Source organism: Vibrio sp. SCSIO 43135 (assembly GCF_023716665.1).
Classification (GTDB): domain Bacteria; phylum Pseudomonadota; class Gammaproteobacteria; order Enterobacterales; family Vibrionaceae; genus Vibrio; species Vibrio paucivorans.
In genome coordinates, this window is the sequence record NZ_CP071859.1 from 296,096 (window position 1) to 318,449 (window position 22,354).

A 22,354-nucleotide genomic window follows, 5' to 3' on the forward strand; every position below is an offset into this window, starting at 1 on the left:
GAACGAGGTACAGATGGCTAAGAAACCAGGACAAGATTTTCGTAGTGCTCAGAGCGGCTTAAGTGAACTAAAGTCGCGCTTATTATTCGTAATTGGTGCACTTTTAGTATTCCGAGCGGGCTCTTTTGTGCCGATTCCTGGTATTGACGCAGCTGTACTTGCCGATTTGTTCGAACAGCAAAAAGGTACCATCGTAGAAATGTTTAACATGTTCTCCGGTGGTGCTCTTGAGCGTGCATCTATTTTAGCATTGGGCATCATGCCGTATATTTCGGCTTCGATTGTTGTCCAATTGCTAACTGTAGTTCATCCAGCGTTAGCGGAACTCAAAAAAGAGGGTGAAGCAGGCCGTCGTAAGATAAGCCAATATACACGCTACGGCACGCTTGTACTTGCAACATTCCAAGCTATTGGTATTGCAACAGGCTTACCAAACATGGTCGACAATCTGGTTGTTATCAACCAAACCATGTTTACGCTAATTGCAACCGTAAGTTTAGTAACCGGTACCATGTTCCTAATGTGGTTAGGTGAACAAATTACAGAGCGAGGAATTGGTAATGGTATCTCATTACTAATTTTTGCAGGTATTGTTGCTGGATTGCCTTCTGCAATCGGTCAAACAATCGAGCAAGCGCGTCAAGGTGAATTGCATGTACTTCTTCTATTGCTGATCGGTGTATTAGCTTTTGCTGTAATTTACTTCGTTGTTTTCATGGAGCGTGGTCAACGTCGTATCGTTGTCAACTATGCGAAGCGTCAACAAGGTCGTAAAGTTTTTGCAGCGCAAAGCACTCACTTGCCTCTTAAAATTAATATGGCAGGTGTTATACCAGCGATTTTTGCATCAAGCATTATCCTGTTCCCAGGAACACTGGCTCAGTGGTTTGGTCAGAATGGTGAGAGCAGCGCGTTCGGTTGGTTAACTGACGTGTCTTTGGCTCTTAGCCCAGGTCAGCCTCTGTATGTAATGTTGTATGCAGCAGCAATTATTTTCTTCTGTTTCTTCTACACGGCGTTAGTATTTAACCCGCGTGAAACAGCAGATAACTTGAAGAAGTCCGGTGCATTCGTACCCGGTATCCGCCCAGGTGAGCAGACAGCGAAATATATCGATAAAGTAATGACACGTTTAACCTTAGCTGGTGCACTGTACATTACCTTTATCTGTCTGATTCCCGAGTTCATGATGGTCGCGTGGAACGTACGTTTCTACTTCGGCGGTACATCACTACTTATCGTAGTAGTTGTTATCATGGACTTTATGGCACAGGTACAGACTCATCTGATGTCACAACAGTATGATTCTGTGTTGAAAAAAGCGAATCTGAAAGGGTACGGCCGTTAATCCGGCGGTAGTCTCAGATTTCATTACGGAGTTTAGCAATGAAAGTTCGTGCTTCCGTTAAAAAAATCTGCCGTAACTGTAAAGTTATCAAGCGTAACGGTGTCGTTCGCGTGATTTGCAGTGAGCCAAAGCACAAGCAACGCCAAGGCTAATTAGCAGAAATTTTTACTTGAAATATAAGGTAGTGTCGAGTATATTCCTCGGCCTACCTTTTGCGTGCAAAAGAAGTAGTATCCCACAGCGTATCCATCACGGGCTTTGCTGTGGTTAATTCTTTTATGAAACACTTAGGAGTGAATAATGGCCCGTATAGCAGGCATTAACATTCCTGATCAAAAACATGCTGTAATCGCACTAACTGCGATCTACGGTATCGGTAAAACTCGCTCTCAAGCTATTCTAGCTGACGTGGGTATTGCTGAAGATGTTAAGATCAGTGAACTATCTGATGAGCAGATCGATCAACTGCGTGATGGTGTAGCTAAATACACTGTAGAAGGTGATCTACGTCGTGAAGTATCAATGAACATCAAGCGTCTTATGGACCTTGGTTGTTACCGTGGTCTTCGTCATCGTCGCAGTCTACCACTACGTGGACAGCGTACTAAAACCAATGCTCGCACCCGTAAGGGTCCGCGTAAGCCGATCAAGAAATAATCGGGAAGGTAGAGTACAATGGCTAAACAACCAACTCGCGCGCGTAAACGCGTTCGCAAACAAGTTGCAGACGGTGTTGCGCACATCCATGCTTCTTTCAATAACACAATCGTAACTATTACTGACCGTCAAGGTAACGCTCTAGCATGGGCTACTGCAGGTGGTTCAGGCTTCCGTGGTTCTCGTAAGTCTACTCCGTTCGCAGCACAGGTTGCAGCTGAGCGTTGTGCTGAAATGGCTAAAGAATATGGCCTAAAGAACTTGGAAGTTATGGTTAAGGGTCCAGGTCCAGGTCGTGAATCTACTGTTCGCGCACTGAACGCTGCTGGTTTCCGCATCACAAACATCGTTGATGCTACACCAATCCCTCATAACGGTTGTCGTCCACCTAAGAAACGTCGCGTATAACGTTTTTTAGATTACTGGAGAAAGATCATGGCAAGATATTTGGGTCCTAAGCTGAAGCTTAGCCGTCGCGAAGGTACTGACTTATTCCTTAAGTCTGGTGTACGCGCGATCGATACCAAGTGTAAAATTGATAACGCACCAGGTGTACACGGCGCTCGTCGCGGTCGTCTATCTGAGTATGGCGTTCAGCTTCGTGAGAAGCAAAAAGTTCGTCGTATCTACGGCGTTCTAGAAAAACAATTCCGTAACTACTACAAAGAAGCTGCGCGTCTTAAAGGCAACACGGGTGAAAACCTACTTCAGCTTCTTGAAGGTCGTCTTGATAACGTAGTTTACCGCATGGGCTTTGGCGCAACTCGCGCAGAAGCACGCCAACTAGTTAGCCACAAAGCTATCCTAGTTAACGGTAACGTTGTAAACGTTCCTTCTTTCAAAGTTTCGGCTAATGACGTTGTTTCAATTCGCGAGAAAGCTAAAAAGCAAGCTCGTGTTAAAGCTGCTCTAGAAGTTGCTGAACAACGTGAAAAACCAACTTGGATTGAAGTAGATGGTGGCAAAATGGAAGGTACATTCAAGCGTATGCCTGAGCGTTCTGACCTGTCAGCTGACATCAACGAACAATTGATCGTCGAGCTTTACTCTAAGTAAGGTTTAAACTAAAGAGAGGACACAATGCAGGGTTCTGTAACAGAATTTCTTAAGCCACGTCTTGTTGACATCGAACAGATCAACACGACACACGCAAAAGTAACTCTTGAGCCGTTAGAGCGTGGTTTCGGTCATACTCTGGGTAATGCACTTCGCCGTATTCTTCTATCTTCTATGCCAGGTTGTGCTGTAACAGAAGTGGAAATTGAAGGCGTACTACACGAATACAGCACTAAAGAAGGTGTACAAGAGGATATCCTTGAGATTCTTCTTAACCTGAAAGGTCTTGCTGTTCGCGTTGCCGAAGGCAAAGATGAAGTGTTTATTACGCTGAACAAATCAGGCTCAGGCCCTGTGGTTGCAGGTGACATCACCCATGACGGTGATGTAGAGATCGTAAACCCGGAACACGTAATCTGTCACCTAACTGATGACAGTGCTGAGATCGCAATGCGTATTAAAGTAGAACGTGGACGTGGTTATGTTCCAGCTTCTGCTCGTATCCATACTGAAGAAGATGAGCGTCCAATCGGTCGTCTACTTGTTGATGCAACTTACAGCCCAGTAGACAAAATTGCCTACTCTGTAGAGGCAGCACGTGTAGAACAGCGTACTGATTTAGACAAGCTTGTTATCGATATGGAAACGAACGGTACTCTTGAACCTGAGGAAGCTATCCGTCGTGCAGCTACTATCCTAGCTGAACAATTGGATGCATTCGTAGATCTTCGTGATGTACGTGTTCCTGAGGAGAAGGAAGAGAAGCCAGAATTCGATCCGATCCTACTGCGTCCTGTAGACGATCTTGAACTAACAGTTCGCTCTGCTAACTGTTTGAAAGCAGAAGCGATTCACTACATCGGTGATCTTGTACAGCGCACTGAGGTTGAGCTACTTAAAACGCCAAACCTTGGTAAAAAATCTCTTACTGAGATTAAAGACGTACTTGCATCACGTGGTCTTTCTCTGGGCATGCGCCTAGAAAACTGGCCACCAGCGTCTATCGCTGAAGATTAATCGATACTAGTTAGAAGGATTAGGTCATGCGCCATCGTAAGAGTGGTCGTCAACTCAACCGCAACAGCTCACATCGTAAAGCGATGTTTAGCAACATGGCTAGCTCTCTAGTACGTCATGAAGTTATCAAGACTACTTTGCCAAAAGCAAAAGAGCTACGTCGCGTAGTTGAGCCTTTGATTACATTAGCTAAGACTGACAGTGTTGCTAACCGTCGTCTAGCATTTGCACGCACTCGTGATAACGAAGTAGTTGCAAAACTATTCAACGAACTAGGTCCACGTTTTGCTGCTCGTCAGGGCGGTTACACTCGTATCCTAAAAGCTGGCTTCCGTGCCGGTGATAAAGCTCCAATGGCTTACATTGAGCTTGTTGATCGCCCAGCTGCTGAAGAAGCTGCTGAGTAATCAGTTCGTTAGAACAAAAAAAGGCCGAGCGAAAGCTCGGCTTTTTTTGTATCTGTTGAAATCTCAACATTACCAGTTAAATTACTCCGACCATAGCTTCTCTAAGGAGGTTAGCAGTCCACTACTCGCACCTTGCTCGGTTAAGTAACCTAAGATCACGGGTGTAAACTGGCTGATCATTGATGGATCCAGTCCAACACTTTCAAATGCCTTTTTAACTGCTGGCATGTCTTGTAGTCCGCTAGCTAGGGTTGACACTTGATTGAACTCAGCCAACCCCGGAATGAGAGATGTTAGCTCTTTATTTTGCCCTGAGGTAAGTTGGCTTTGTGCTAAAGATAATAAGGCACTTCCTCCAGTCATTGCTTGCTGTTTTGATACGGGAAGTTGCTCAGTTAACTGGTCAGCTATTGGTGTTGATTCTGCACTCATTCCTTTTGCTACCATATCCATCAAGCCTTGCTGCTCTTCTTTATCTGTCAGGCTGTCTAGGAAGGCATATGTTGGTGTAGAGGTGAGACCAATAGTGGCGGCGAGAACTAAGTAGTTTTTCATACTTTTTCCTTGTTGTTTAACTCTTCCATATAGTTTAGATAAAAAAAGCAGCGCGATGCGCTGCTTTTTAAACAATCGTAACAATGAGATTGCTTACAGGATTGCTAGTAGTTCTACTTCGAATACTAGAGCAGCAAAAGGAGGAATAGCAGCACCTGCACCGCGCTCACCGTATGCTAGGTCTTGTGGGATGTATAGCTTCCACTTAGAACCAACTGGCATTAGTTGAAGCGCTTCAACCCAACCTTTAATTACGCCCGTTACTGGGAATTCAGCTGGTTGACCGCGAGATACTGAGCTATCGAATACAGTACCGTCTGTTAGTTCGCCGTGGTAATGAACTCGAACTTGCTTGTCTGAAGTTGGGATTTCACCTGTACCTTCAGTAATGATCTCATATTGTAGGCCTGATTCAAGAACAGTAACTTCAGGGCGAAGAGCATTGTCTTTTAGGTACGCTTCACCGTCTGCTGCCGCTGCTTTAGCTGCTTCTTGACGAGCTGATTCTGCACGAGTGTGAAGCTCTTGCAGTGCATTGTTGATCTCATCAATTTCGATAGCTGGCATATCACCAGTTAGTGCAGTTGCGATCCCTGCTGCGATAGCATCAACGCTTAGGCCTTCTAGACCAGAACCTGCAAGTTGTTGGCCCATTTGCAGACCAATACCGTAGCTTGCTTTTTGCTCTACAGTTTCAAATTTTACTTCAGACATGAAAGTCACTCTTTGTATGATAGACAAGAAAGAGCACAGGATAACAGGTATAGAAAAAGGATGAAACGCCTGCTACAACTGTATAGCGCGATAAGTCTACAGTGTGAGCTCTATCTTACTACGCCGCGAAAATTACAATATTTTACCGACTAATGACCTTGCTAAGCTAAATTCCCTATACTCAGAGCGAGTCTGTTTTTATACTAATCATATTCAAGTTTGGGAACGGATAGTAATGAATCGCCGTAAGAAGAAACAGCAGCAGGTTGATTACGTTGCATTAATTCAGGAAAGAGTTAAGCAGGTAGATTGGAAGAAAGCGAGTTTAGAACTAAAGTCGCTTTGGTTAAGTTTGCCTAAATTGCATCAAAGAGCATTGATGGTATTAGTACCACTTGTGATGATTTTGCTGGTTTTACCTACCCCTAAATCGGACGTTGAGCCTTCCATCAAGCCGAATCAAAGGGTAGAGATAGACATTAATACCCAAGGTTTGAGTGAACAAAAAAGCCAAGCGACAGTCACAGCCCCAATCGAGTCTTGGAGTGAATACACGGTGAAAAGTGGCGATACACTTGCCCAGGTATTCCGTGCTAATGGTTTGCCAATGGCAGATTTAAACGCTTTGGTAAAAGTTGAGGGTACCGACAAGCCATTAAGTCGAATTAAGAAGGGCCAGTTAGTGCGTTTTAAACTCGCATCTGATGGTAAGCTCGATATTCTTCAGCTAGAGAAAAATAGTGGTTCAGTGATGTTTTTCCGTCTTTCTGATGGAGGATTTGGACGCAGTAAGTAACGGATGCTTTTCCCTTCTTCTTAACACGCTCTTCCAAGGTAGTAGCGGAGCTATTATCAATGCTATGCCCGCTATGGTGAATCCATCTGGGATCTCGTTAAACCCAATTGCTCCAATAATAGCAACGAACACCAACCCCGAATATTCCGCTAACGCAACTTGGCTAGCCTGTGCCTTTTTGTATGCCAGGACCGCGAGTCCGTTGTAGGTTAGAATCAATACGGCGCTTACCACTATCCATAGTACCTGCGTATTTGTAATTGGTTGCCAGTAAATGTAGGCAAGAGCCGTTGATACTGGCAGAGAACTCAACGTTGTCCAAAATAGTGTAGCTATCATAGGTTGTTCTGAAGGTAGCCTACGCACCAATATATTAAATAGCGCTAAAGTGATTGCGGTACCGAGTGCAAAAATCGCTGCCCAATGAAATTGTGAAGGTCTGAGCACAATTAACACCCCAATAAATCCAATGCAGGTAGAGATTACTTTAGTGACATTTGGTGTTTCTTTGAGTAGCCAAATCGACAGAGGCAGCATGATCAGTGGGGCGGCATAAAAGACAGCGTTAGCAGTAGCCAAAGGTAGATAGGTTATAGCGACCATCATACAGCCGCTGCCCATCATAATCAGTTGTCCTCTAGTCACTGTAGTGATTACGGCGGTTAACTTGCGTTGTCGATGATGAAGCTGTAACCAAAAAGGTAGGATGATCGCGACCGAAGTGAGTTGCCGTATGAATATGTATTGGAAGGGAGATATCCCTCCCTCTAACAATTTTACCGCTACATCAGACAACGACGCCGCTAGATTTCCAACAACCAGTAACATTACCGCAACGGATTGAGGTGACATCGCTAGTCCTTACGAAGCATATCTATATGTGGGATACCGTCTTCCAAGTAAGGTGGTGAGCTTTTTTTAAAACCGTGAGCTTGGTAGAAGTGCTCGAGATGAGCCTGAGCACCTATCTCGATATCTTTATTTGGCCATAATTGTTCGCACTCCAACAGTGCTTTTGCGACGAGTTTGTGGCCTATGCCGTCACCACGTACGTTTTCTTTAGTTGCGATTCTACCTATGCTGATATTGGAGTAACTGACGCCTGCTGGGAGTAGGCGAGCGCATGCGACAATTTCGCCGCTCTGTCGGCCAATTAGGTGATGCACCTCGGTATGGGTATCTTTGTCGTCGAGTTCAGGGTAAGGACAGTTTTGTTCTACAACAAAGACGTTCACTCTAAGTTTAAGTAGTTCGTAGAGTTCATATTGGGATAACTCGGAAAAGCGTTTTAGTTGCCACTCAATCATTGGATAGTACTGGTTGTCTGAAATATTGATAAACTATAGCAATGAGAGGAAAGGGTGGCATTAACATATGTTAAGAGGTTGCCCGGTTTTTTATTCGGCTTAAGCTAATGGCGGTGATCCCCAAATAGGCCGCGATTTGATAGTCATTGAGTCGTTCCAGTAGTTCTGGGTAATGTTGGCAAAACAACTCGTAACGTTCTTCTGGTGTATATAACAACATAAAGCGTTCTTTGTTCTCTTTGTACATAAGCTGCGTTTCTAGCAGTTTTAGATAGATAGGGTGATTGACCTCCCGCCATTGCTGGAAAACCTCTATTGGTAGACAAAGCAGTGAACAAGCCGTTAGCGTTTCTAATAAGTAAGGAGAGGGTTGGTTTTTTATTACGCTTTCAAATCCAATGATCCAGTCGAGTTCCCAGTAAAACTCTTTGCTGAACTCTTTTCCCTTTTCTGTCAGGTAGCCTGCATGGCATACACCATCAAGAACGAAGTAAATATGGGACGCGATCTCCCCTTGATTGATTAGGATATGGCGAGTTGGGAGTTCTAACTCTGTCGTCACTTCGCCAATTTGAGTAATTTCGTCTTGAGTAAAACCATGCTTATCAAGTTGCTGAATAAGTCTTAAATCCATCTTTGCTCCTACAAAAAAGCCGCAACATGAGTTGCGGCTTTTTACTTTATATAACTAATGCCTATTTTTGTAGATCAATCTGGTAAACACCAAAGCCAACATCGTCTGTCGCGACACGTTTCATTGGGTACTGACCTTTCTCTTCGATGAACTTCGCAGCTTTTTCACTTGGTGAAGTTTCAAAACGGATATCCAGCTTCTTGTCCGACTTGATAGGAGCGAATGTCCAGTTGTTGTCTGCACTTGGTGTTACTTCACCTTTCTCTTGGCTTACGCGAGAGATGTATGCCGCGATAACTGAACGGTTTTCATCTGGAGAATCGAACGCAACGAACTCAGAGCCAGTGCCAGGGAATTTGTTGCTGTATGCACGGTAGTTGTTAGTTGCAATAATGAAGTCTTGATTCATTTCGATAGGCTTACCTTGGTAAGTTAGTCCTACGATACGCTCAGAACCTTCGTTAATAACTTTACAGTTACCATCGTATTTTGCTGGTTGAGTAACATCGATCTGGTAGTTCACGCCATCGATAACATCGAAGTTGTAAGTACGGAAGCCATCCCAGTCAATAAGCTGTTGAGGAGCTGTGCTGTTCACGTCAATTTGCTTGAACTGGCCTGCAGTACACTCTAGCCACTCTTTTACTTCTTTACCTGTTACTTTCATCGCTACTAGCGTATTCGGGTACAAGTAAAGGTCCGCGGCGTTACGGAACGTTAACTGGCCAGATTCAACTTCAGTAAAGTTTGCAGGGTCATTCTTACGGCCGCCTGCTTTAAATGGTGCAGCAGCAGAAAGAACAGGGATATCCGCTAGATCAGGGTCACCTTGGATGAAACGCTCAACGTAATCTTTTTGAGCTAGGTTGACGATTTGCACGGTTGGGTCGTCTTGAACAAGTGCTAGGAAGCTGTACATCACATCGTTCGCTTTACCAATTGGTTGGTTAACGAAGTCACGTGTGCCTTTGTGGTCGGCTTCTAGTGCTTTAACGATACCAGCGTCCGCGTCCGCCAGAGATTTCTTTTCTGTTTTGCTGTAGATCGGGCGAGCTTCAGATTGGCCTTTTTCTACTTCCCACTTACCGTCTTTTTGAACCAGAGTTAGATCCATGATACCAACGTGACTACCCCAACGGCCTGGCATTACAGCCGCTACGCCATTGATTGTGCCGTTTTCGTTGTCGATCCCTTGCATGTTGTCAAAGCCCTTACCAGGGAATACAGCATGCGAGTGACCAAATGCAATGGCATCGATACCTTCAACTTCTGATAGGTAGTAAGTTGAGTTTTCTTCACCTTGCTTGTACGGGTCCATTGAGACACCAGAGTGCGGGATAGCAACAATCACTTCCGCACCTTCTTCCTTCATTTGAGGAATCAGTTCTTCTGCTGTTTCTTTAATGTCACGAGCGGTAACTTTACCCTCAAGGTTCTTCTTATCCCAAATCATGATTTGTGGTGGAACAAAGCCGATGTAACCCACTTTTACTTCATGCTCTACGCCCGCAGTATCTTTAAATGTGTGCGTTTTGATGATGTATGGCTTGAAGTAGTGCTCACCTGTTTTGGCATCAAATACGTTTGCACTGATGTAAGGGAACTCTGCATCATTGATAGATTCAGCTAGGAATTCTAAGCCGTAGTTGAATTCGTGGTTACCAATGTTACCAGCATCATAGTTTAGCTGGTTCATCGCTTTGTACGCCGGGTGAACTTCGCCAGCTTCGATGCCTTTGTCTGCCATGTAGTCACCCATTGGGCTACCTTGCAGCAAGTCACCATTATCAACAAGAACACTGTTGGTTACTTCAGCACGAGCTTCTTTAACCAGTGTTGCAGTACGAGCAAGACCGATCTTTTGGCTTGGCTTGTCTTTGTAGTAATCGTAATCCATTAGGTTGGTATGAATATCTGTTGTTTCAACAACACGTAGTTTGATTACTTCGTCAGTATCTGGAGTAGTCGTACAACCAGATAGCGTCGCTAGGCCAAGACCTGCGATTACTGCGATTGATAAAGGTTTCATTGCCGATTTCATGGAAAGCTCCAATTTGGAATAGAAGAGATTTGTTGCGTAATGTAACAAATTACTATGCAAACAAATTAATTTGGAGCACGAAAGTGTGAACCCTTTCGGCGTTATAAGGCGAAATTTGGCGCTAAGTATAAGAATTTAGAATTTTTTAATAAATCGACATTCTGTTTATAAATGCTCTTATTGTTTTAAGTAATAAAAAATGAAATTTTAGAATTTCCGGTAATATATGCAGGTGTCCATAATGCGACTATCTGAAAGTATTAAGTGATGGGCTACAGCAGTGGAATTGAGAGTCTCAAAAGTTAGATTGGTTCTTATCTAATACTCAAATCAACAATAGTGCTATTGCCTTCTCAATATACTTTCGACCAAAGATTTAGGGACATAAATAAGCCTAAAGGCTTAAAAGGAAACACATATGGATCAACAACGCCTGACTCACTTAAAGCAGCTCGAAGCTGAGAGTATTCATATTATCCGCGAGGTCGCCGCTGAGTTTGATAACCCAGTGATGATGTACTCGATTGGTAAAGACTCTTCAGTGATGCTTCATTTGGCTCGCAAAGCTTTCTACCCAGGGAAAATTCCTTTCCCTCTACTCCATGTCGATACAGATTGGAAATTCCGTGAAATGATCGAATTCCGTGATCGTACCGCTGAAAAGTATGGCTTCGATTTACTTGTTCATAAGAACCCAGAAGGTTTGGCGATGGGGTGTAGCCCATTTGTTCACGGCTCGTCGAAGCATACTGACATCATGAAAACGCAAGGGTTAAAGCAAGCGCTCAATAAATATGGTTTTGACGCAGCTTTCGGTGGTGCTCGTCGTGATGAAGAAAAATCTCGTGCAAAAGAGCGCGTTTACTCCTTCCGTGATAAAAATCATACATGGGATCCTAAGAACCAACGTCCGGAGCTTTGGAAAACGTATAACGGTCAGGTGAATAAAGGGGAGAGCATCCGCGTTTTCCCGCTATCTAATTGGACTGAACTTGATATCTGGCAGTACATCTACCTGGAAAATATTGAAATCGTGCCACTTTACCTATCTGACAAGAGACCAGTAGTTGAACGTGATGGCATGCTGATCATGGTGGATGACGATCGTATGGAGCTTCAACCGGGTGAAGTGATCGAAGAGAAAAGCGTTCGTTTCCGTACATTAGGTTGCTACCCATTAACTGGTGCTATCGAGTCTGAAGCGAATACGTTGACAGGCATTATAGAAGAGATGTTGGTGGCAACATCCAGTGAGCGCCAAGGACGAGCGATCGACCACGATCAGTCAGGATCGATGGAACTTAAAAAACGACAAGGCTACTTCTAAGGATCAAGGAACGATTATGAACAGTGCAGTAGAAGCTCAACTTGCTGAGCTAGGTATTGAAGGTTACCTAAACCAACACCAACATAAATCCCTACTTCGATTCCTTACTTGTGGCTCGGTAGATGATGGTAAAAGTACTTTGATTGGGCGCTTACTCCATGACACACAACAGATTTATGAAGATCAGTTAGCAGCGGTTCATTCTGATAGCCAGCGTGTTGGTACAACTGGCGAAAAACCGGATTTAGCACTATTGGTTGATGGCCTTCAGGCTGAGCGTGAGCAAGGGATTACCATTGATGTTGCTTACCGCTATTTCTCGACTCAAAAACGTAAATTCATCATTGCCGACACTCCAGGGCATGAGCAATACACTCGCAATATGGCTACTGGAGCATCAACTTGTGATTTAGCTGTCATTCTAATTGATGCTCGCAAAGGTGTGTTGGATCAGACGCGTCGTCACTCGTTTATCTCCAACTTATTGGGCATTAAACACTTTGTTGTTGCGGTCAATAAAATGGATTTGGTCGATTATTCTCAAGATCGCTTCGAGACGATTCGAGATGAGTACTTAGCGTTTGCTGAAAACCTGCAAGGTGACACAAATATTCAGATTTTGCCGCTATCGGCGCTAGAAGGTGAAAACGTTGCCTCTTCAAGCGCGCAAATGAAGTGGTTTGATGGTCCATCGTTACTTGATCTTCTGGAAGGTGTTGATATTGATGCAACGAAATCATCGGGTGATTTCCGTTTCCCCGTTCAGTATGTCAATCGTCCTAATTTAGATTTTCGTGGCTTTGCTGGAACGATCGCTTCTGGAACAGTAAAAGTTGGTGATGAAATCAAAGCGTTACCCTCAGGCAAAACCTCAAAGATTGAGCGTATTGTGACCTTTGATGGTGACTTAGAAGAAGCGCAAGCCGGTTTAGCCGTTACTCTGACGTTAGAAGATGAAATTGATATTAGCCGTGGCGATCTTATCGTTCTGCAAAATGCGCAGGTGGAATCAAGTAACCATCTTCTCGCAGACATCGTATGGATGACTGAACAGCCTCTACAACCTGGCCGTGAGTACGATATCAAAGTCGCAGGTAAGAAAACGGTGGGGCAGGTTGAAGCTATTCGCCACCAATACGACATCAACCAATTATCTAAGCATGATGCTAATGAATTACCTTTGAACGGGATTGGTTTATGTGAGTGGTCGTTCACCGAATCGGTAGCTCTCGATAACTACCTGTCTTGTGCTGATACGGGAGGTTTTATCGTTATCGACCGTCTAACTAATGTGACTGTTGGGGCTGGGTTAGTTCGAGAAAGCTTAACCCATATCGAACGTACGGCGGGAGACTTCTCAGCGTTTGAGTTAGAGCTTAATGCGCTTGTTCGTAAACACTTCCCTCACTGGGAGGCGAAGGACTTAAATCAGCTATTTAAGTAAATAGCATTGCGGAGCTGAGAAAGCTCCGCTAGTTAAGGATGAGTTATGTGGGAACAGGGATTTGTGTTGGCGATGCTTCTTGTCATCATCACATGCTTAATTGTCACCAAGATTAAACCAAGCTTTATTTTTGCAGGTACTGCATTTGTGGCTTTTCTGGTCGGGACAATAGAGCTAAACACGATCGCATCGAATTTCACTAACTCATCTTTACTGACTTTAGTACTGCTAATTTTAGCCTCAAGTGCCTTGGAGAAAACGCGCTTGATTAGCTGGGTTAGCCAGTCTATATCTGATGGTAAGTTAGGGGTTGTCGTGGCTAAATTGGGTCTCTCTACAGCCATTCTTTCTTCCTTTACCAATAATACTGCCGTAGTGGTTTCGTTAATTGGAGCCATCAAACGCAATCCCAAACACGCTCCCTCCAAGTTACTCATCCCGCTTTCTTATGCGGCAATTTTTGGTGGTACGCTTACGTTAATAGGCACCTCAACCAACCTCATCATTAATAGTTTTGTTGAAGATGCGGGCTTACCAAGCTTAACGTTCTTTACTCCAACTCTTATCGGCCTCGCTGTTCTGGTTGGGGGAGTACTCATACTTATCCCAATGAGCTACTTGCTTCCGAGTTATGATGAGCAAGGGCAAGATGAACTGCCCTATTTCTTGGAAGCCCGGGTTGAACCTGGCTCCCCACTCGTTGGAAAAAGTATTGCAGAAAACAATTTACGGGCGCTTAGAAAGCTGTTTTTAGCCGAAGTTGTCCGTGATGGACAAAGCTTACCGTCGGTAGAGCCAGACTTCGTGCTCAAAGAGAAAGATCGACTGCTGTTTTGTGGGGACATCGAAAGTGTTGCGACCCTGCAGGAAATCCAAGGGTTAACCTTTTTTGGTCAGCATCATCTTAATGGTCAGGGCTTTATCGAGGTCATCGTCAGTTCTTCGGCCAGTTTTTGCAACAAGACATTGAAGTCTAGTCACTTTCGTGACCGCTTTGATGCTGTAGTAGTGGCGATTCGTCGCGGGCATGAGAGGCTAGAAGGTGGCCTAGGGAACATTGCTCTGGAAGCTGGAGACACTTTAGTTCTAGTGCCTGGAAAGCGTTTTGAAGCAGAACGAAGAGCGCACCGAAAAGAGTTCGTTTGGGTCAATAATCTTGACTCAAGTGCCAAGCTTGACAGTAGTAAGTCAACCATGGTGCTTTTAGGGTTTGCATTGACTATCGGCTTAGCCTTACTGGGGTTAGTTCCCATTATTAAAGGGCTAGCGGTTTATCTTATCGCTTTGCTCGCGTTTGGAATTGTGCAAGTGAGCGAGCTTAGACGGCGTTTCCCGACCGATATTGTTGTCATAGTTGGTTCGGCGCTTTCTATTGCACAGCTCATGCTATCGAGTGGGTTGTCGATGAGAATGGGCGAAATGTTTATGCAGGCCTTTAATGGTTGGGGTGTGTTTGGCGCCTTAGTCGCAACATATCTAATGACCCTAATTCTCACTGAGTTGGTGACTAACAACGCGGCGGCCGCTCTAGCTTTTCCAATTGGCTATAGTATGGCGCTGGGATACGGCGTTGATCCTATGCCTTTTATTATGGCTGTTTTGTTTGGTGCTAGTGCTAGCTTTATTTCTCCTTATGGGTATCAAACCAACTTGCTGGTATACAGCGTTGGCAATTACCGATTGGCTGACTACATCCGTATTGGTATCCCTATATCAATAGTTTACTCAGTGCTTGTACTTGGGTTGATCCCTCTATTTTTCCCGTATTGATTTGAAGTTTAAGGAATAAACTATGACTGCAGTAACATCTGCTAAAGATGAAAACATTGTTTGGCATCAGCATGTTATCGACAAAGGATTTCGAGCTAACCTTAAGAAGCAAAAACCGGCAGTGCTTTGGTTTACTGGGTTATCTGGCGCAGGGAAATCTACCGTAGCCGGAGCACTTGAAAACCGACTCGCAGAGCTTGGATATCATACATATCTACTTGATGGTGATAACGTGCGTCATGGATTGTGTAGTGACCTTGGTTTTTCAGATCAAGATCGCCGTGAGAACATTAGACGGATAGGAGAACTTGCGAAGCTGATGGCTGATGCTGGGCTGATTGTGTTATCTGCTTTTATTTCTCCGCACAGAACAGAGCGCCAATTGGTTAGAGATATGTTGCCAGAAGGGGAGTTCATCGAAGTGTTTGTGAATACTGCACTTGATGTATGCGAGCAACGTGATCCTAAGGGGCTTTATCAGAAGGCTAGAGCGGGAGAAATCTCGAACTTCACGGGAATCGATTCTGAGTATCAAGTGCCAGAAAACCCTGAGATTGACCTTCCTGCGGGAGAAAAGTCAATCGAGGAGCTCGTTGAGTTGTGTGTGGAGCAGTTAGAATCAAGAGAGATTATCGCTCTTCGTCAAACTGTATGATGAATGGAGCTGTTGGCTTCTGTGTGCACAGTAAACTTTTGGCTAAGCACAGCAATCATTTGATCATAATATTGGCTGTTGGGCTTATTACCCAACAGTTTACACAGCTCATTTCCTGTCGGGCTAAAGCGGTAATATAGCAGCCTGACACCTTTGGTTTGAGCCTGTAGCGATAGCGTTTTACCTTGATACGTGAGTGGCAATGGAGGTTCGACTTCAATTTCTCCTGATTCGAGCTCGGTACCATGTAGTAGGCCCAGTTCGATCAAAACAAGTAAGCTAGAGTAGGGCAATTGATAATTGCCGATGTTGATAGCGCTGGTGGTATCACGCTTACCAAAGTGAAAAATACCACCTCTCGCTTTAAAACCGATTAATAGCTTACGGCTATTGTCGCTGCCGAAGCTACAAGCCAACGCGGCCGCGCGTTGTAAGGTTTGAGCTTCTTTCGGGCTCATGTCCTGAAGGACTTTTAGGGCTTTCATTGATGTAGACCCAGGGTTCGTTACTTCCCTCTTTAGTACTTGGGCCCATAAACGTTGCATCGCAGGGTTGTGGATTTCCTGTGCCATATCGAAAAAACGATATAACCAGTCTTTGTCTGGTTCCCCGGCTGTCTCATCTCGACAAGACTGATGAGTTGCTTTCAGAATTTGTTCCAGATTTTGTTGACGTTGTTCACGTCGCTTACGTTCTCGAAGCAATGCTCTGTCTAACGTCGACTTCTCCGGGGCTTCACTTTGCAGTAGCGCATCAAGGCCGTAAGTCTGAGCAATATTGATCACTCGACTCGCGCTATCTTTAATGTAGCTTGATTTCTTTTCGTGGCTTTTCTTGGATTGCGTCGCACCTTCGTGCTCTATTACAACGGGCTTGTTTTCCTGCGCCATGTTAGCTCCAACTCAGTAAGCTTTTGGATTCACTGGTTAAAATGTAACTCGGAAACCGATTGCCTGCCACACAAAGGTTGTGAGCCCGCTTTAAAAATGGCTATCACGAATGATAATAATTTGTTAAAATTATTACTTGTGCAAGTGAGGGCTTATGAAGTATTTGAATGAGAATAAACTGAAAAAGCACCTGTCAATCGCATTACTATTACTAGTTTACCTAGGGGTTCTAGCGTATTTATCTAAATACATTTCGTAGAGCAGTGGATTAACAAGGTGCTTTGATTATACAACTAGTTGTTACATATCATCATATTCAGCGATAGCTGTACCCTCGATGATATAAGCTGTTTCAGCCAATTCATGGTTAAACGTTTCTGTTTTTAACTTTCCAATCACATATATAACATCCCAAAGTTGCTGAACTGGCGCACCTTCTGGGAATTTCACGTAAATGATTTGGTTTGGTGGTGGCGGTGGCACATGGATACATGCCCCAAAGTAAGGCACCAATAAGAATTCCGTTACGATGTTTTCATCCCCTTCAAGTGGGATAACAAAGCCTGGAATTTTAACCGTACTACCGTTGAGTTCTGGTCTTACACTACCTACCTTAGATTGCTCCATGGTGGCGCCAGAGTGGTCAATCACCGGCATGCCTATTGCGTCAAATTGATTACGTTCATGTTCTGGGACAAGGTCTATCCAATCCAGAGTGAGTACGTCTTCGCTACCACTGGCTTGAGCCAGAGCTGGAAAAAGCGAGGTTAAGATAACTAAGACATAGAGCGTCATTGTTTTCATATTTGTGCTTCCTAGATTCTAATGGTCATACCGTCGCTCAGAGATTGGCGGTAAGCTCTAAATGCTGGGATGAAACCTATAATAATACCAGCTAATTGTACAAACCCTAGAAGCATCCATTCGTGAGCCGTTATACCTGTGAGCGCGATGTTGATTCCATATTGCTGAGAAATTATCGGTTGAGCGATACTAAGAATCAAATAGACTCCAGCGATACCCGTGATAATGCCGGCGAACGTTAAAGCACTTGCTTCACTAATCAGTAACGCGAAGACATGCTTTGGCCTAGCGCCCATCGCTCTGAGTATCGCCATCTCACGGCGCCGTTCTTGCAGGCTAGTGAGTAGGCTACTTAGCATTCCGAGCAGTCCTGCGATGACTACAAAAATAGATACCGCCATCAGTGCTTGTTCTGCCACTGACATCATGCCCCATAATTCATGTAGGGCTATGCCTGGTAATATCGCGCTTAGCGGTTCTTTGTTGTAGGTATTGATTTGGCGTTGTAGAGCAAAGGTTTGGATTTTTGATTTCAATCCAAGCATCATTGCAGTAATTTGTTTCACTTCAAAACGATGGCTTTCGAGTTGCTCTGCTGTGGGGGTTGGCCCAAGGCGAGCGCCAGACTCCCAGCCCACATGAATGGCTTCGATCGCCTCGAGCGATACGTGAACGGTTTTGTCTACGGGTGTCCCGGTCGGTGCTAGAATCCCTACTACCTTAAATGGAAGGTTATCGTGTCGACTAAATCCGACATCACTGATCCCATGGGCGATGATCATTTCAGAACCAATATCATAGCCTAACGACTTTGCGACATCAGAGCCAATAACACCTTCAAATAAACTGTTGAACTCTCGGCCTTTTGCAAATGCGAGAGGTTGCTTTTGCCCATATTTGAAATGCTCAAAATAACTGTGATTGGTGCCCATGACGCGAAAGCCACGGTGCGAATCACCCAGTGAGATTGGAATTGCCCAGTCTACTGCAGGGTGTTGGCTAAACTCTTGGTAACTTTTCCAGTCGATATTATTGGTCGCATTTCCGATACGAAACACTGAATAAAGCAGAAGGTTAACTTGGCCTGAACGTCCACCAACAATGAGATCGGTACCAGAAATAGTATTGGCAAAGCTACTTTTAGCCTGAGTTCGAATTCGTTCTACCCCCATGAGTAGAATGACGGAAATCGCAACGGTTAAGATGGTGAGAATCGCAGTCGCTTTTCTATTGGTCGCACTCTTCCATGCTAAATTTGCTATCGCTTTCATTGTGCCGCTCCTACTTGGTTGAGATCGCGAAGATTGATACTGCGATTGAATAGGGGTTCCAAAGTGGGATCGTGGCTAACAAAAATAAGCGTCGATTGAGCTTGGTTTGCTTGCTCCATAAGAAGCTCAATAAATGCAGTACGATTATCATGATCCAGCGCCGAGGTTGGTTCGTCAGCAATCACTAGTCTAGGTGACCCCATCAGAGCTCTGGCGGCGGCGACGCGTTGTTGTTGCCCGATACTGAGCTCGACGACCGGTTTATCAAGCAGATCTGGAGATAAGTGCAAGCGTTCCAGTAGCAGCCGAGCGGTATTTGAAGGTGTATCGGTGAGTTTAGTTTGTCTTTGTGTTGAAAACTGGCATGGCAGAACAACGTTATCCACCACGTTTAAATAAGGCAGTAGGTTAAACTGCTGGAAGATATAGCCTATATTATCTGCCCTGAATTTATCTCGCTGACGAGCACTCAACTGAGATAAGTCTGTCCCTAAAATTTCTATGCGTCCCTGCTGACATTCATTAATTCCGGTCAGTAAGCTGAGTAAAGTCGATTTACCACAGCCACTAGGCCCTTTAATGAAAACGTGCTCCCCTTGCTCGATAGTCAGTGCGGGAATATCTAGTATAGCCTGCTGAGCATTTGGCCAAGTAAATTTCAGCTCACTCAATGTGACCACGGGTTGATTTGTCATAGCGTAGATTCCAAAGCTTTGATTGCTAGCCTTAGCAGCGAATTTCGCTGCTAAGGCTTAATGGAAATTAAAGAGAGATTGATGCGTTACCTTTCGACAGTTTTGTTGCGGTTTGGGCATCGTCGGTTAGTAGGTTAACACTGATTGACTCAGTCGTTGGGAAGTGGTTAAACCATTGAGTATCAATAGACTTTAATTTGTCTAAGTTGTCGCAGTGGTAATGATATTCCACGGTAAATGAGCCGTGACCATCGTGGTGTTCATCGTGGTCATGATGTTCATGATCGTCGTGCTTATCATGGTGCCCATGATCGTCATGCTTATCGTGATGTCCATGGTTGTCATGGTCATCATGATGGTCATGCTTTTCGTGGTCGTGGTCGTGGTCGTGGTCGTGGTCGTGGTCGTGGTCGTGGTCGTGGTCGTGGTCGTGGTCGTGGTCGCTATGGTCGTCACCGCCCAAAGTATGGCTGACCGATGCAGTCTCGATATGGCAGTTGGCTGCGCTAGTTAAGGTGATTACATTGTTTGCTTGTTCAAGCTTTGCAATGGTATCGCTCATCAGTGCTTTCTGCTCTTCATTCTTGGGAGCGTGCTCAAAACCTACTACGTCTGCACCAGGTGCAGTAAACTCCATCAATAGCTCATTGCCGTCCTGAACAATATTGAGTTCGACATGACCATGGGCGTGGGCGTCATGTTGTCTAAATCCTTCCTCGGCGAAAACAGAAGTGCTTAGTGCTAACCCGATTAATGCCGCTAATGGTGTTTTTGTATTCATTGATTGTTTCCTCAGTACTCAAATAGTTATAAAAAATCATTATGTTAAAAGAGTAGTCAGAAATGGCGGAGAGCGGGCTAGGTATGCGTAATATGGCTCAGAACCAGCAACAGCATGACGCTTCTCTTTTTGGAGAATACACCTATAACTCGGTGTTAATGTTGGAGCTGCTGGCGTGACAGCGCCATGCACGGCGGAAAACTGCTCACACTGGTGGTGTGCATGGTGACTGGGAATAAAGTCATATTGGTGCTGAACAGATGCAAAGCCTAACCAGAGCGTTAAAGCTATGGTATTGAATGCGATTAAGCGAAAAGAGTTCTTGCAATGCCGAAGGGTAGACACAACCAATCACCAATAAAACAACGAAGTGTTATAATATAACAACGGATGTTGGTTGTGTCAGGCGTTTATTAAAACATTGACGTCAAAGGGCTAAAGGTTCGCTTTGACAAGTTCCAGTACAGAAGCGATTTGGGCGTCATCGAGTGCACCCTCGTGGACAAATAGAACTTTACCTTGTTTGTCTTGAACAACAATTGCTGAAGACTCTTCTTGTAGGCCCCAAGAGCTGGCAACGACACCGGATTCATCCAATACCATGGAAGACCAAGGAAATTCTTGCTTACTATCTTCTGCCGAAGACTTAACAAAAGATCCCGTCCCCCACATTGCATCATCTTGATTAATGATAGTGGTGGTTTGGTAATCAGATTCTGAGAATTTAGCTGCAGTGATGGCTTGCATGAGGGGCGCGTTCATTTCCTTTGAGCTACTGCGGCCCGCAATCGCCTGTATAACTCGAACTTTGCCAAGCATCTCGGCATTACTCCAGCTTTGATAGGTTGTGTCGTCTCCGCTGATTAGGATCTCTCCGTATTTATCTACTTTCACGTCAGGAACGGTCTGACCAATAGATAAGTTGTGAGCGAGAACTGTTAGTGGAGAGCAAGTAAGTAGGGTTGCTATTAATAGTTTATGTTTCATTATTATCTTCCTTATTTAGCGCGTAAAACTCACTCTTTCTGAATAGTTATTAGCTACCCATATGAGTTAAATTTCAGCGTTAACAAGTATAACCCGATTTTTGTAACATAATACAGCCACCTCACTCCTTGCCGTTAAGTCTCAATTAGAGAATATTTTGGTTGAAGCATAACTATTCAAGACTATAATATCGCTATCTAGGGGGAAATTGGATTCACTCCCTGTGAAGTCTCTCAGGAAGAAGAGATTGTTGTACCGCAAAAGGATATTGAGGTTTTATGCTGCGCGAATTTACTATCTATCGCCCACGTCAGGTGGCACGTTTCGTTAAAACCCTTTTTAAAGGGCAATTCACTATCGCCGGAATTGGCGAATTTCAGTTTGATAACGGGAAGGTTCTACTCCCCGATACCACAGACCTGCAAAAGATGACCGTATTTAAAGAGATTAATGGCGTCATTGCGACTATGCAGGCATAGAGTTTCTACTCTCTAATTACTACTATCTCGGAACTATTCTGGTGGGAAGCACACACCAGTGCCACCTAATCCACAATACCCGTTAGGGTTTTTGGCAAGGTACTGCTGATGATAGGTTTCTGCCAGATAGTACTTGCCGGCAGGCAGTATTTCAGTAGTGATGGTCCCTTGTTTTTGTTCGGTTAGCAAAGCTTGATAGGTTTCTTTGCTTTGTTCTGAAATGGTTAACTGCTCTTGGTCGTAAACATAGATGGCAGAGCGATATTGAGTGCCTAAGTCGTTGCCTTGGCGCATTCCTTGGCTAGGGTCATGGCGTTCCCAGAAAACATTCAGTAGTTGTCTGAGTGGTAAAACTTGAGGGTCGAAAACGACGCGTACCACTTCGGTATGGCCGGTTTGCCCTGAACACACTTCTTCATAAGTCGGGTTGCGAGTATAGCCACCAGAGTAGCCTACCGAAGTCGATACCACACCATCTAGTTGCCAGAATAATCGCTCAGCTCCCCAGAAGCAGCCCATACCAAATAAAATTTCTTGGCAACCATTTTCAGGAGATGCGGTCAAACTAGAATGATTGACATAATGGACATCATCAACAATGAGCGCCTGCTCTCGCCCTGGTAACGCTTGGTCGGCGGTGATCATTATCTGTTTTTGTTTCATTGTGGATTTCCTTATTGCGATGATTTTAACAGTAGACCGCTTAATTAACTGATTTC

27 protein-coding genes are annotated in these 22,354 nt (G+C 44.5%); 13 read left to right on the top strand and 14 right to left on the bottom strand.

What is annotated here, in order from left to right:
• The first annotated feature begins 13 nt into the window (after nucleotides 1–13).
• The 7 genes from secY (at nucleotide 14) to rplQ (ending at nucleotide 4,485) form a co-directional block, all read left to right on the top strand.
• Nucleotides 14–1,348, top strand: a complete 1,335-nt coding sequence (gene secY, locus J4N42_RS01400) for a preprotein translocase subunit SecY (RefSeq protein ID WP_252029148.1) — start codon at nucleotides 14–16, stop codon at nucleotides 1,346–1,348.
• 38 nt (nucleotides 1,349–1,386) lie between these two features.
• Nucleotides 1,387–1,500 (top strand): 50S ribosomal protein L36, encoded by a 114-nt coding sequence (rpmJ, locus tag J4N42_RS01405; RefSeq protein ID WP_000868186.1) that lies wholly within the window; start codon nucleotides 1,387–1,389, stop codon nucleotides 1,498–1,500.
• 148 nt (nucleotides 1,501–1,648) lie between these two features.
• Nucleotides 1,649–2,005: a 30S ribosomal protein S13 gene (rpsM, locus tag J4N42_RS01410; protein ID WP_252029150.1), complete on the top strand. Its 357-nt coding sequence runs from the start codon at nucleotides 1,649–1,651 to the stop codon at nucleotides 2,003–2,005.
• 18 nt (nucleotides 2,006–2,023) lie between these two features.
• Nucleotides 2,024–2,413 carry a 30S ribosomal protein S11 gene (gene rpsK / locus J4N42_RS01415; RefSeq protein ID WP_001118870.1) on the top strand — a complete coding sequence of 130 codons (390 nt, stop codon included), beginning with the start codon at nucleotides 2,024–2,026 and terminating at the stop codon, nucleotides 2,411–2,413.
• Nucleotides 2,414–2,440: 27 nt separating this feature from the next.
• The gene (gene rpsD, locus J4N42_RS01420) at nucleotides 2,441–3,061 is read left to right on the top strand and encodes a 30S ribosomal protein S4 (RefSeq protein ID WP_252029152.1); all 621 of its coding nucleotides are present in this window, start codon (nucleotides 2,441–2,443) and stop codon (nucleotides 3,059–3,061) included.
• 24 nt (nucleotides 3,062–3,085) lie between these two features.
• Nucleotides 3,086–4,078 (top strand): DNA-directed RNA polymerase subunit alpha, encoded by a 993-nt coding sequence (locus J4N42_RS01425; protein ID WP_252029154.1) that lies wholly within the window; start codon nucleotides 3,086–3,088, stop codon nucleotides 4,076–4,078.
• 26 nt (nucleotides 4,079–4,104) lie between these two features.
• Nucleotides 4,105–4,485, top strand: a complete 381-nt coding sequence (gene rplQ, locus J4N42_RS01430; protein WP_005383141.1) for a 50S ribosomal protein L17 — start codon at nucleotides 4,105–4,107, stop codon at nucleotides 4,483–4,485.
• A gap of 81 nt (nucleotides 4,486–4,566) precedes the next feature.
• On the opposite strand, the gene J4N42_RS01435 is transcribed toward rplQ, so the two are convergent.
• Nucleotides 4,567–5,040, bottom strand: a complete 474-nt coding sequence (locus tag J4N42_RS01435; RefSeq protein ID WP_252029156.1) for a DUF2780 domain-containing protein — start codon at nucleotides 5,038–5,040, stop codon at nucleotides 4,567–4,569.
• 93 nt (nucleotides 5,041–5,133) lie between these two features.
• Nucleotides 5,134–5,754: a BamJ family beta-barrel-assembly machinery protein gene (gene bamJ / locus J4N42_RS01440; RefSeq protein WP_252029158.1), complete on the bottom strand. Its 621-nt coding sequence runs from the start codon at nucleotides 5,752–5,754 to the stop codon at nucleotides 5,134–5,136.
• A 235-nt stretch (nucleotides 5,755–5,989) separates the two neighbouring features.
• Between bamJ and J4N42_RS01445 the strand changes: the two genes are divergently transcribed.
• Nucleotides 5,990–6,550 (top strand): LysM-like peptidoglycan-binding domain-containing protein, encoded by a 561-nt coding sequence (locus tag J4N42_RS01445; protein ID WP_252029160.1) that lies wholly within the window; start codon nucleotides 5,990–5,992, stop codon nucleotides 6,548–6,550.
• Here J4N42_RS01445 and J4N42_RS01450 read toward each other — a convergent pair.
• The 4 genes from J4N42_RS01450 to cpdB all read right to left on the bottom strand — a co-directional run bounded on the left by J4N42_RS01450 (nucleotide 6,500) and on the right by cpdB (nucleotide 10,532).
• Nucleotides 6,500–7,402 carry a DMT family transporter gene (locus J4N42_RS01450; protein ID WP_252029162.1) on the bottom strand — a complete coding sequence of 301 codons (903 nt, stop codon included), beginning with the start codon at nucleotides 7,400–7,402 and terminating at the stop codon, nucleotides 6,500–6,502. The genes J4N42_RS01445 and J4N42_RS01450 overlap by 51 nt on opposite strands.
• A 2-nt stretch (nucleotides 7,403–7,404) precedes the next feature.
• On the bottom strand, nucleotides 7,405–7,857 hold the full coding sequence (locus J4N42_RS01455) for a GNAT family N-acetyltransferase (protein WP_252029164.1): 453 nt from the start codon (nucleotides 7,855–7,857) through the stop codon (nucleotides 7,405–7,407).
• A 70-nt stretch (nucleotides 7,858–7,927) separates the two neighbouring features.
• Nucleotides 7,928–8,491, bottom strand: a complete 564-nt coding sequence (locus tag J4N42_RS01460; RefSeq protein WP_252029166.1) for a Crp/Fnr family transcriptional regulator — start codon at nucleotides 8,489–8,491, stop codon at nucleotides 7,928–7,930.
• A 61-nt stretch (nucleotides 8,492–8,552) separates the two neighbouring features.
• Nucleotides 8,553–10,532: a 2',3'-cyclic-nucleotide 2'-phosphodiesterase gene (gene cpdB / locus J4N42_RS01465; protein ID WP_252029168.1), complete on the bottom strand. Its 1,980-nt coding sequence runs from the start codon at nucleotides 10,530–10,532 to the stop codon at nucleotides 8,553–8,555.
• Nucleotides 10,533–10,950: 418 nt separating this feature from the next.
• Here cpdB and cysD point away from each other — a divergent pair, with 418 nt between their 5' ends.
• Genes cysD through cysC form a run of 4 tightly spaced genes read left to right on the top strand, consistent with a single transcriptional unit; the run spans nucleotide 10,951 to nucleotide 15,728 of the window.
• A complete protein-coding gene (gene cysD, locus J4N42_RS01470; protein WP_252029170.1) occupies nucleotides 10,951–11,859 on the top strand; it encodes a sulfate adenylyltransferase subunit CysD in 909 nt (302 codons plus the stop codon).
• A gap of 16 nt (nucleotides 11,860–11,875) precedes the next feature.
• Entirely contained in the window at nucleotides 11,876–13,303 is a 1,428-nt protein-coding gene (gene cysN, locus J4N42_RS01475) for a sulfate adenylyltransferase subunit CysN (protein ID WP_252029172.1), read from the top strand.
• Between the two features lie 45 nt (nucleotides 13,304–13,348).
• On the top strand, nucleotides 13,349–15,073 hold the full coding sequence (locus tag J4N42_RS01480; RefSeq protein WP_252029174.1) for an SLC13 family permease: 1,725 nt from the start codon (nucleotides 13,349–13,351) through the stop codon (nucleotides 15,071–15,073).
• A 22-nt stretch (nucleotides 15,074–15,095) separates the two neighbouring features.
• Complete coding sequence (cysC, locus tag J4N42_RS01485; protein ID WP_252029176.1) at nucleotides 15,096–15,728, top strand: adenylyl-sulfate kinase; 633 nt, start codon at nucleotides 15,096–15,098, stop codon at nucleotides 15,726–15,728.
• Here cysC and J4N42_RS01490 read toward each other — a convergent pair.
• The 7 genes from J4N42_RS01490 to J4N42_RS01520 all read right to left on the bottom strand — a co-directional run bounded on the left by J4N42_RS01490 (nucleotide 15,716) and on the right by J4N42_RS01520 (nucleotide 21,156).
• Nucleotides 15,716–16,618 (bottom strand): TIGR03899 family protein, encoded by a 903-nt coding sequence (locus J4N42_RS01490; protein ID WP_252029178.1) that lies wholly within the window; start codon nucleotides 16,616–16,618, stop codon nucleotides 15,716–15,718. The two genes, cysC and J4N42_RS01490, sit on opposite strands and share 13 nt — an antisense overlap.
• Nucleotides 16,619–16,918: 300 nt before the next feature.
• Nucleotides 16,919–17,422 carry a DUF3299 domain-containing protein gene (locus J4N42_RS01495; protein WP_252029180.1) on the bottom strand — a complete coding sequence of 168 codons (504 nt, stop codon included), beginning with the start codon at nucleotides 17,420–17,422 and terminating at the stop codon, nucleotides 16,919–16,921.
• Nucleotides 17,423–17,433: 11 nt separating this feature from the next.
• Complete coding sequence (locus tag J4N42_RS01500) at nucleotides 17,434–18,693, bottom strand: ABC transporter permease (RefSeq protein ID WP_252029182.1); 1,260 nt, start codon at nucleotides 18,691–18,693, stop codon at nucleotides 17,434–17,436.
• Nucleotides 18,690–19,388, bottom strand: coding sequence for an ABC transporter ATP-binding protein (locus J4N42_RS01505; protein ID WP_252029184.1), 699 nt, complete (start codon nucleotides 19,386–19,388; stop codon nucleotides 18,690–18,692). The genes J4N42_RS01500 and J4N42_RS01505 overlap by 4 nt, the downstream gene beginning before the upstream one ends.
• A gap of 67 nt (nucleotides 19,389–19,455) precedes the next feature.
• Nucleotides 19,456–20,169 (bottom strand): zinc uptake protein ZrgA, encoded by a 714-nt coding sequence (zrgA, locus tag J4N42_RS01510; RefSeq protein WP_252029186.1) that lies wholly within the window; start codon nucleotides 20,167–20,169, stop codon nucleotides 19,456–19,458.
• A 39-nt stretch (nucleotides 20,170–20,208) separates the two neighbouring features.
• On the bottom strand, nucleotides 20,209–20,514 hold the full coding sequence (locus J4N42_RS01515) for a DUF2607 family protein (RefSeq protein ID WP_252029188.1): 306 nt from the start codon (nucleotides 20,512–20,514) through the stop codon (nucleotides 20,209–20,211).
• 90 nt (nucleotides 20,515–20,604) lie between these two features.
• Nucleotides 20,605–21,156 carry a YtfJ family protein gene (locus J4N42_RS01520; protein ID WP_252029190.1) on the bottom strand — a complete coding sequence of 184 codons (552 nt, stop codon included), beginning with the start codon at nucleotides 21,154–21,156 and terminating at the stop codon, nucleotides 20,605–20,607.
• A gap of 278 nt (nucleotides 21,157–21,434) precedes the next feature.
• Here J4N42_RS01520 and J4N42_RS01525 point away from each other — a divergent pair, with 278 nt between their 5' ends.
• On the top strand, nucleotides 21,435–21,635 hold the full coding sequence (locus tag J4N42_RS01525) for a DUF1107 family protein (protein WP_252029193.1): 201 nt from the start codon (nucleotides 21,435–21,437) through the stop codon (nucleotides 21,633–21,635).
• Nucleotides 21,636–21,668: 33 nt separating this feature from the next.
• Here the strand turns inward: J4N42_RS01525 and msrA are convergent, their stop codons facing one another.
• The gene (msrA, locus tag J4N42_RS01530) at nucleotides 21,669–22,298 is read right to left on the bottom strand and encodes a peptide-methionine (S)-S-oxide reductase MsrA (RefSeq protein WP_252029195.1); all 630 of its coding nucleotides are present in this window, start codon (nucleotides 22,296–22,298) and stop codon (nucleotides 21,669–21,671) included.
• Between the last annotated feature and the right edge of the window lie 56 nt (nucleotides 22,299–22,354).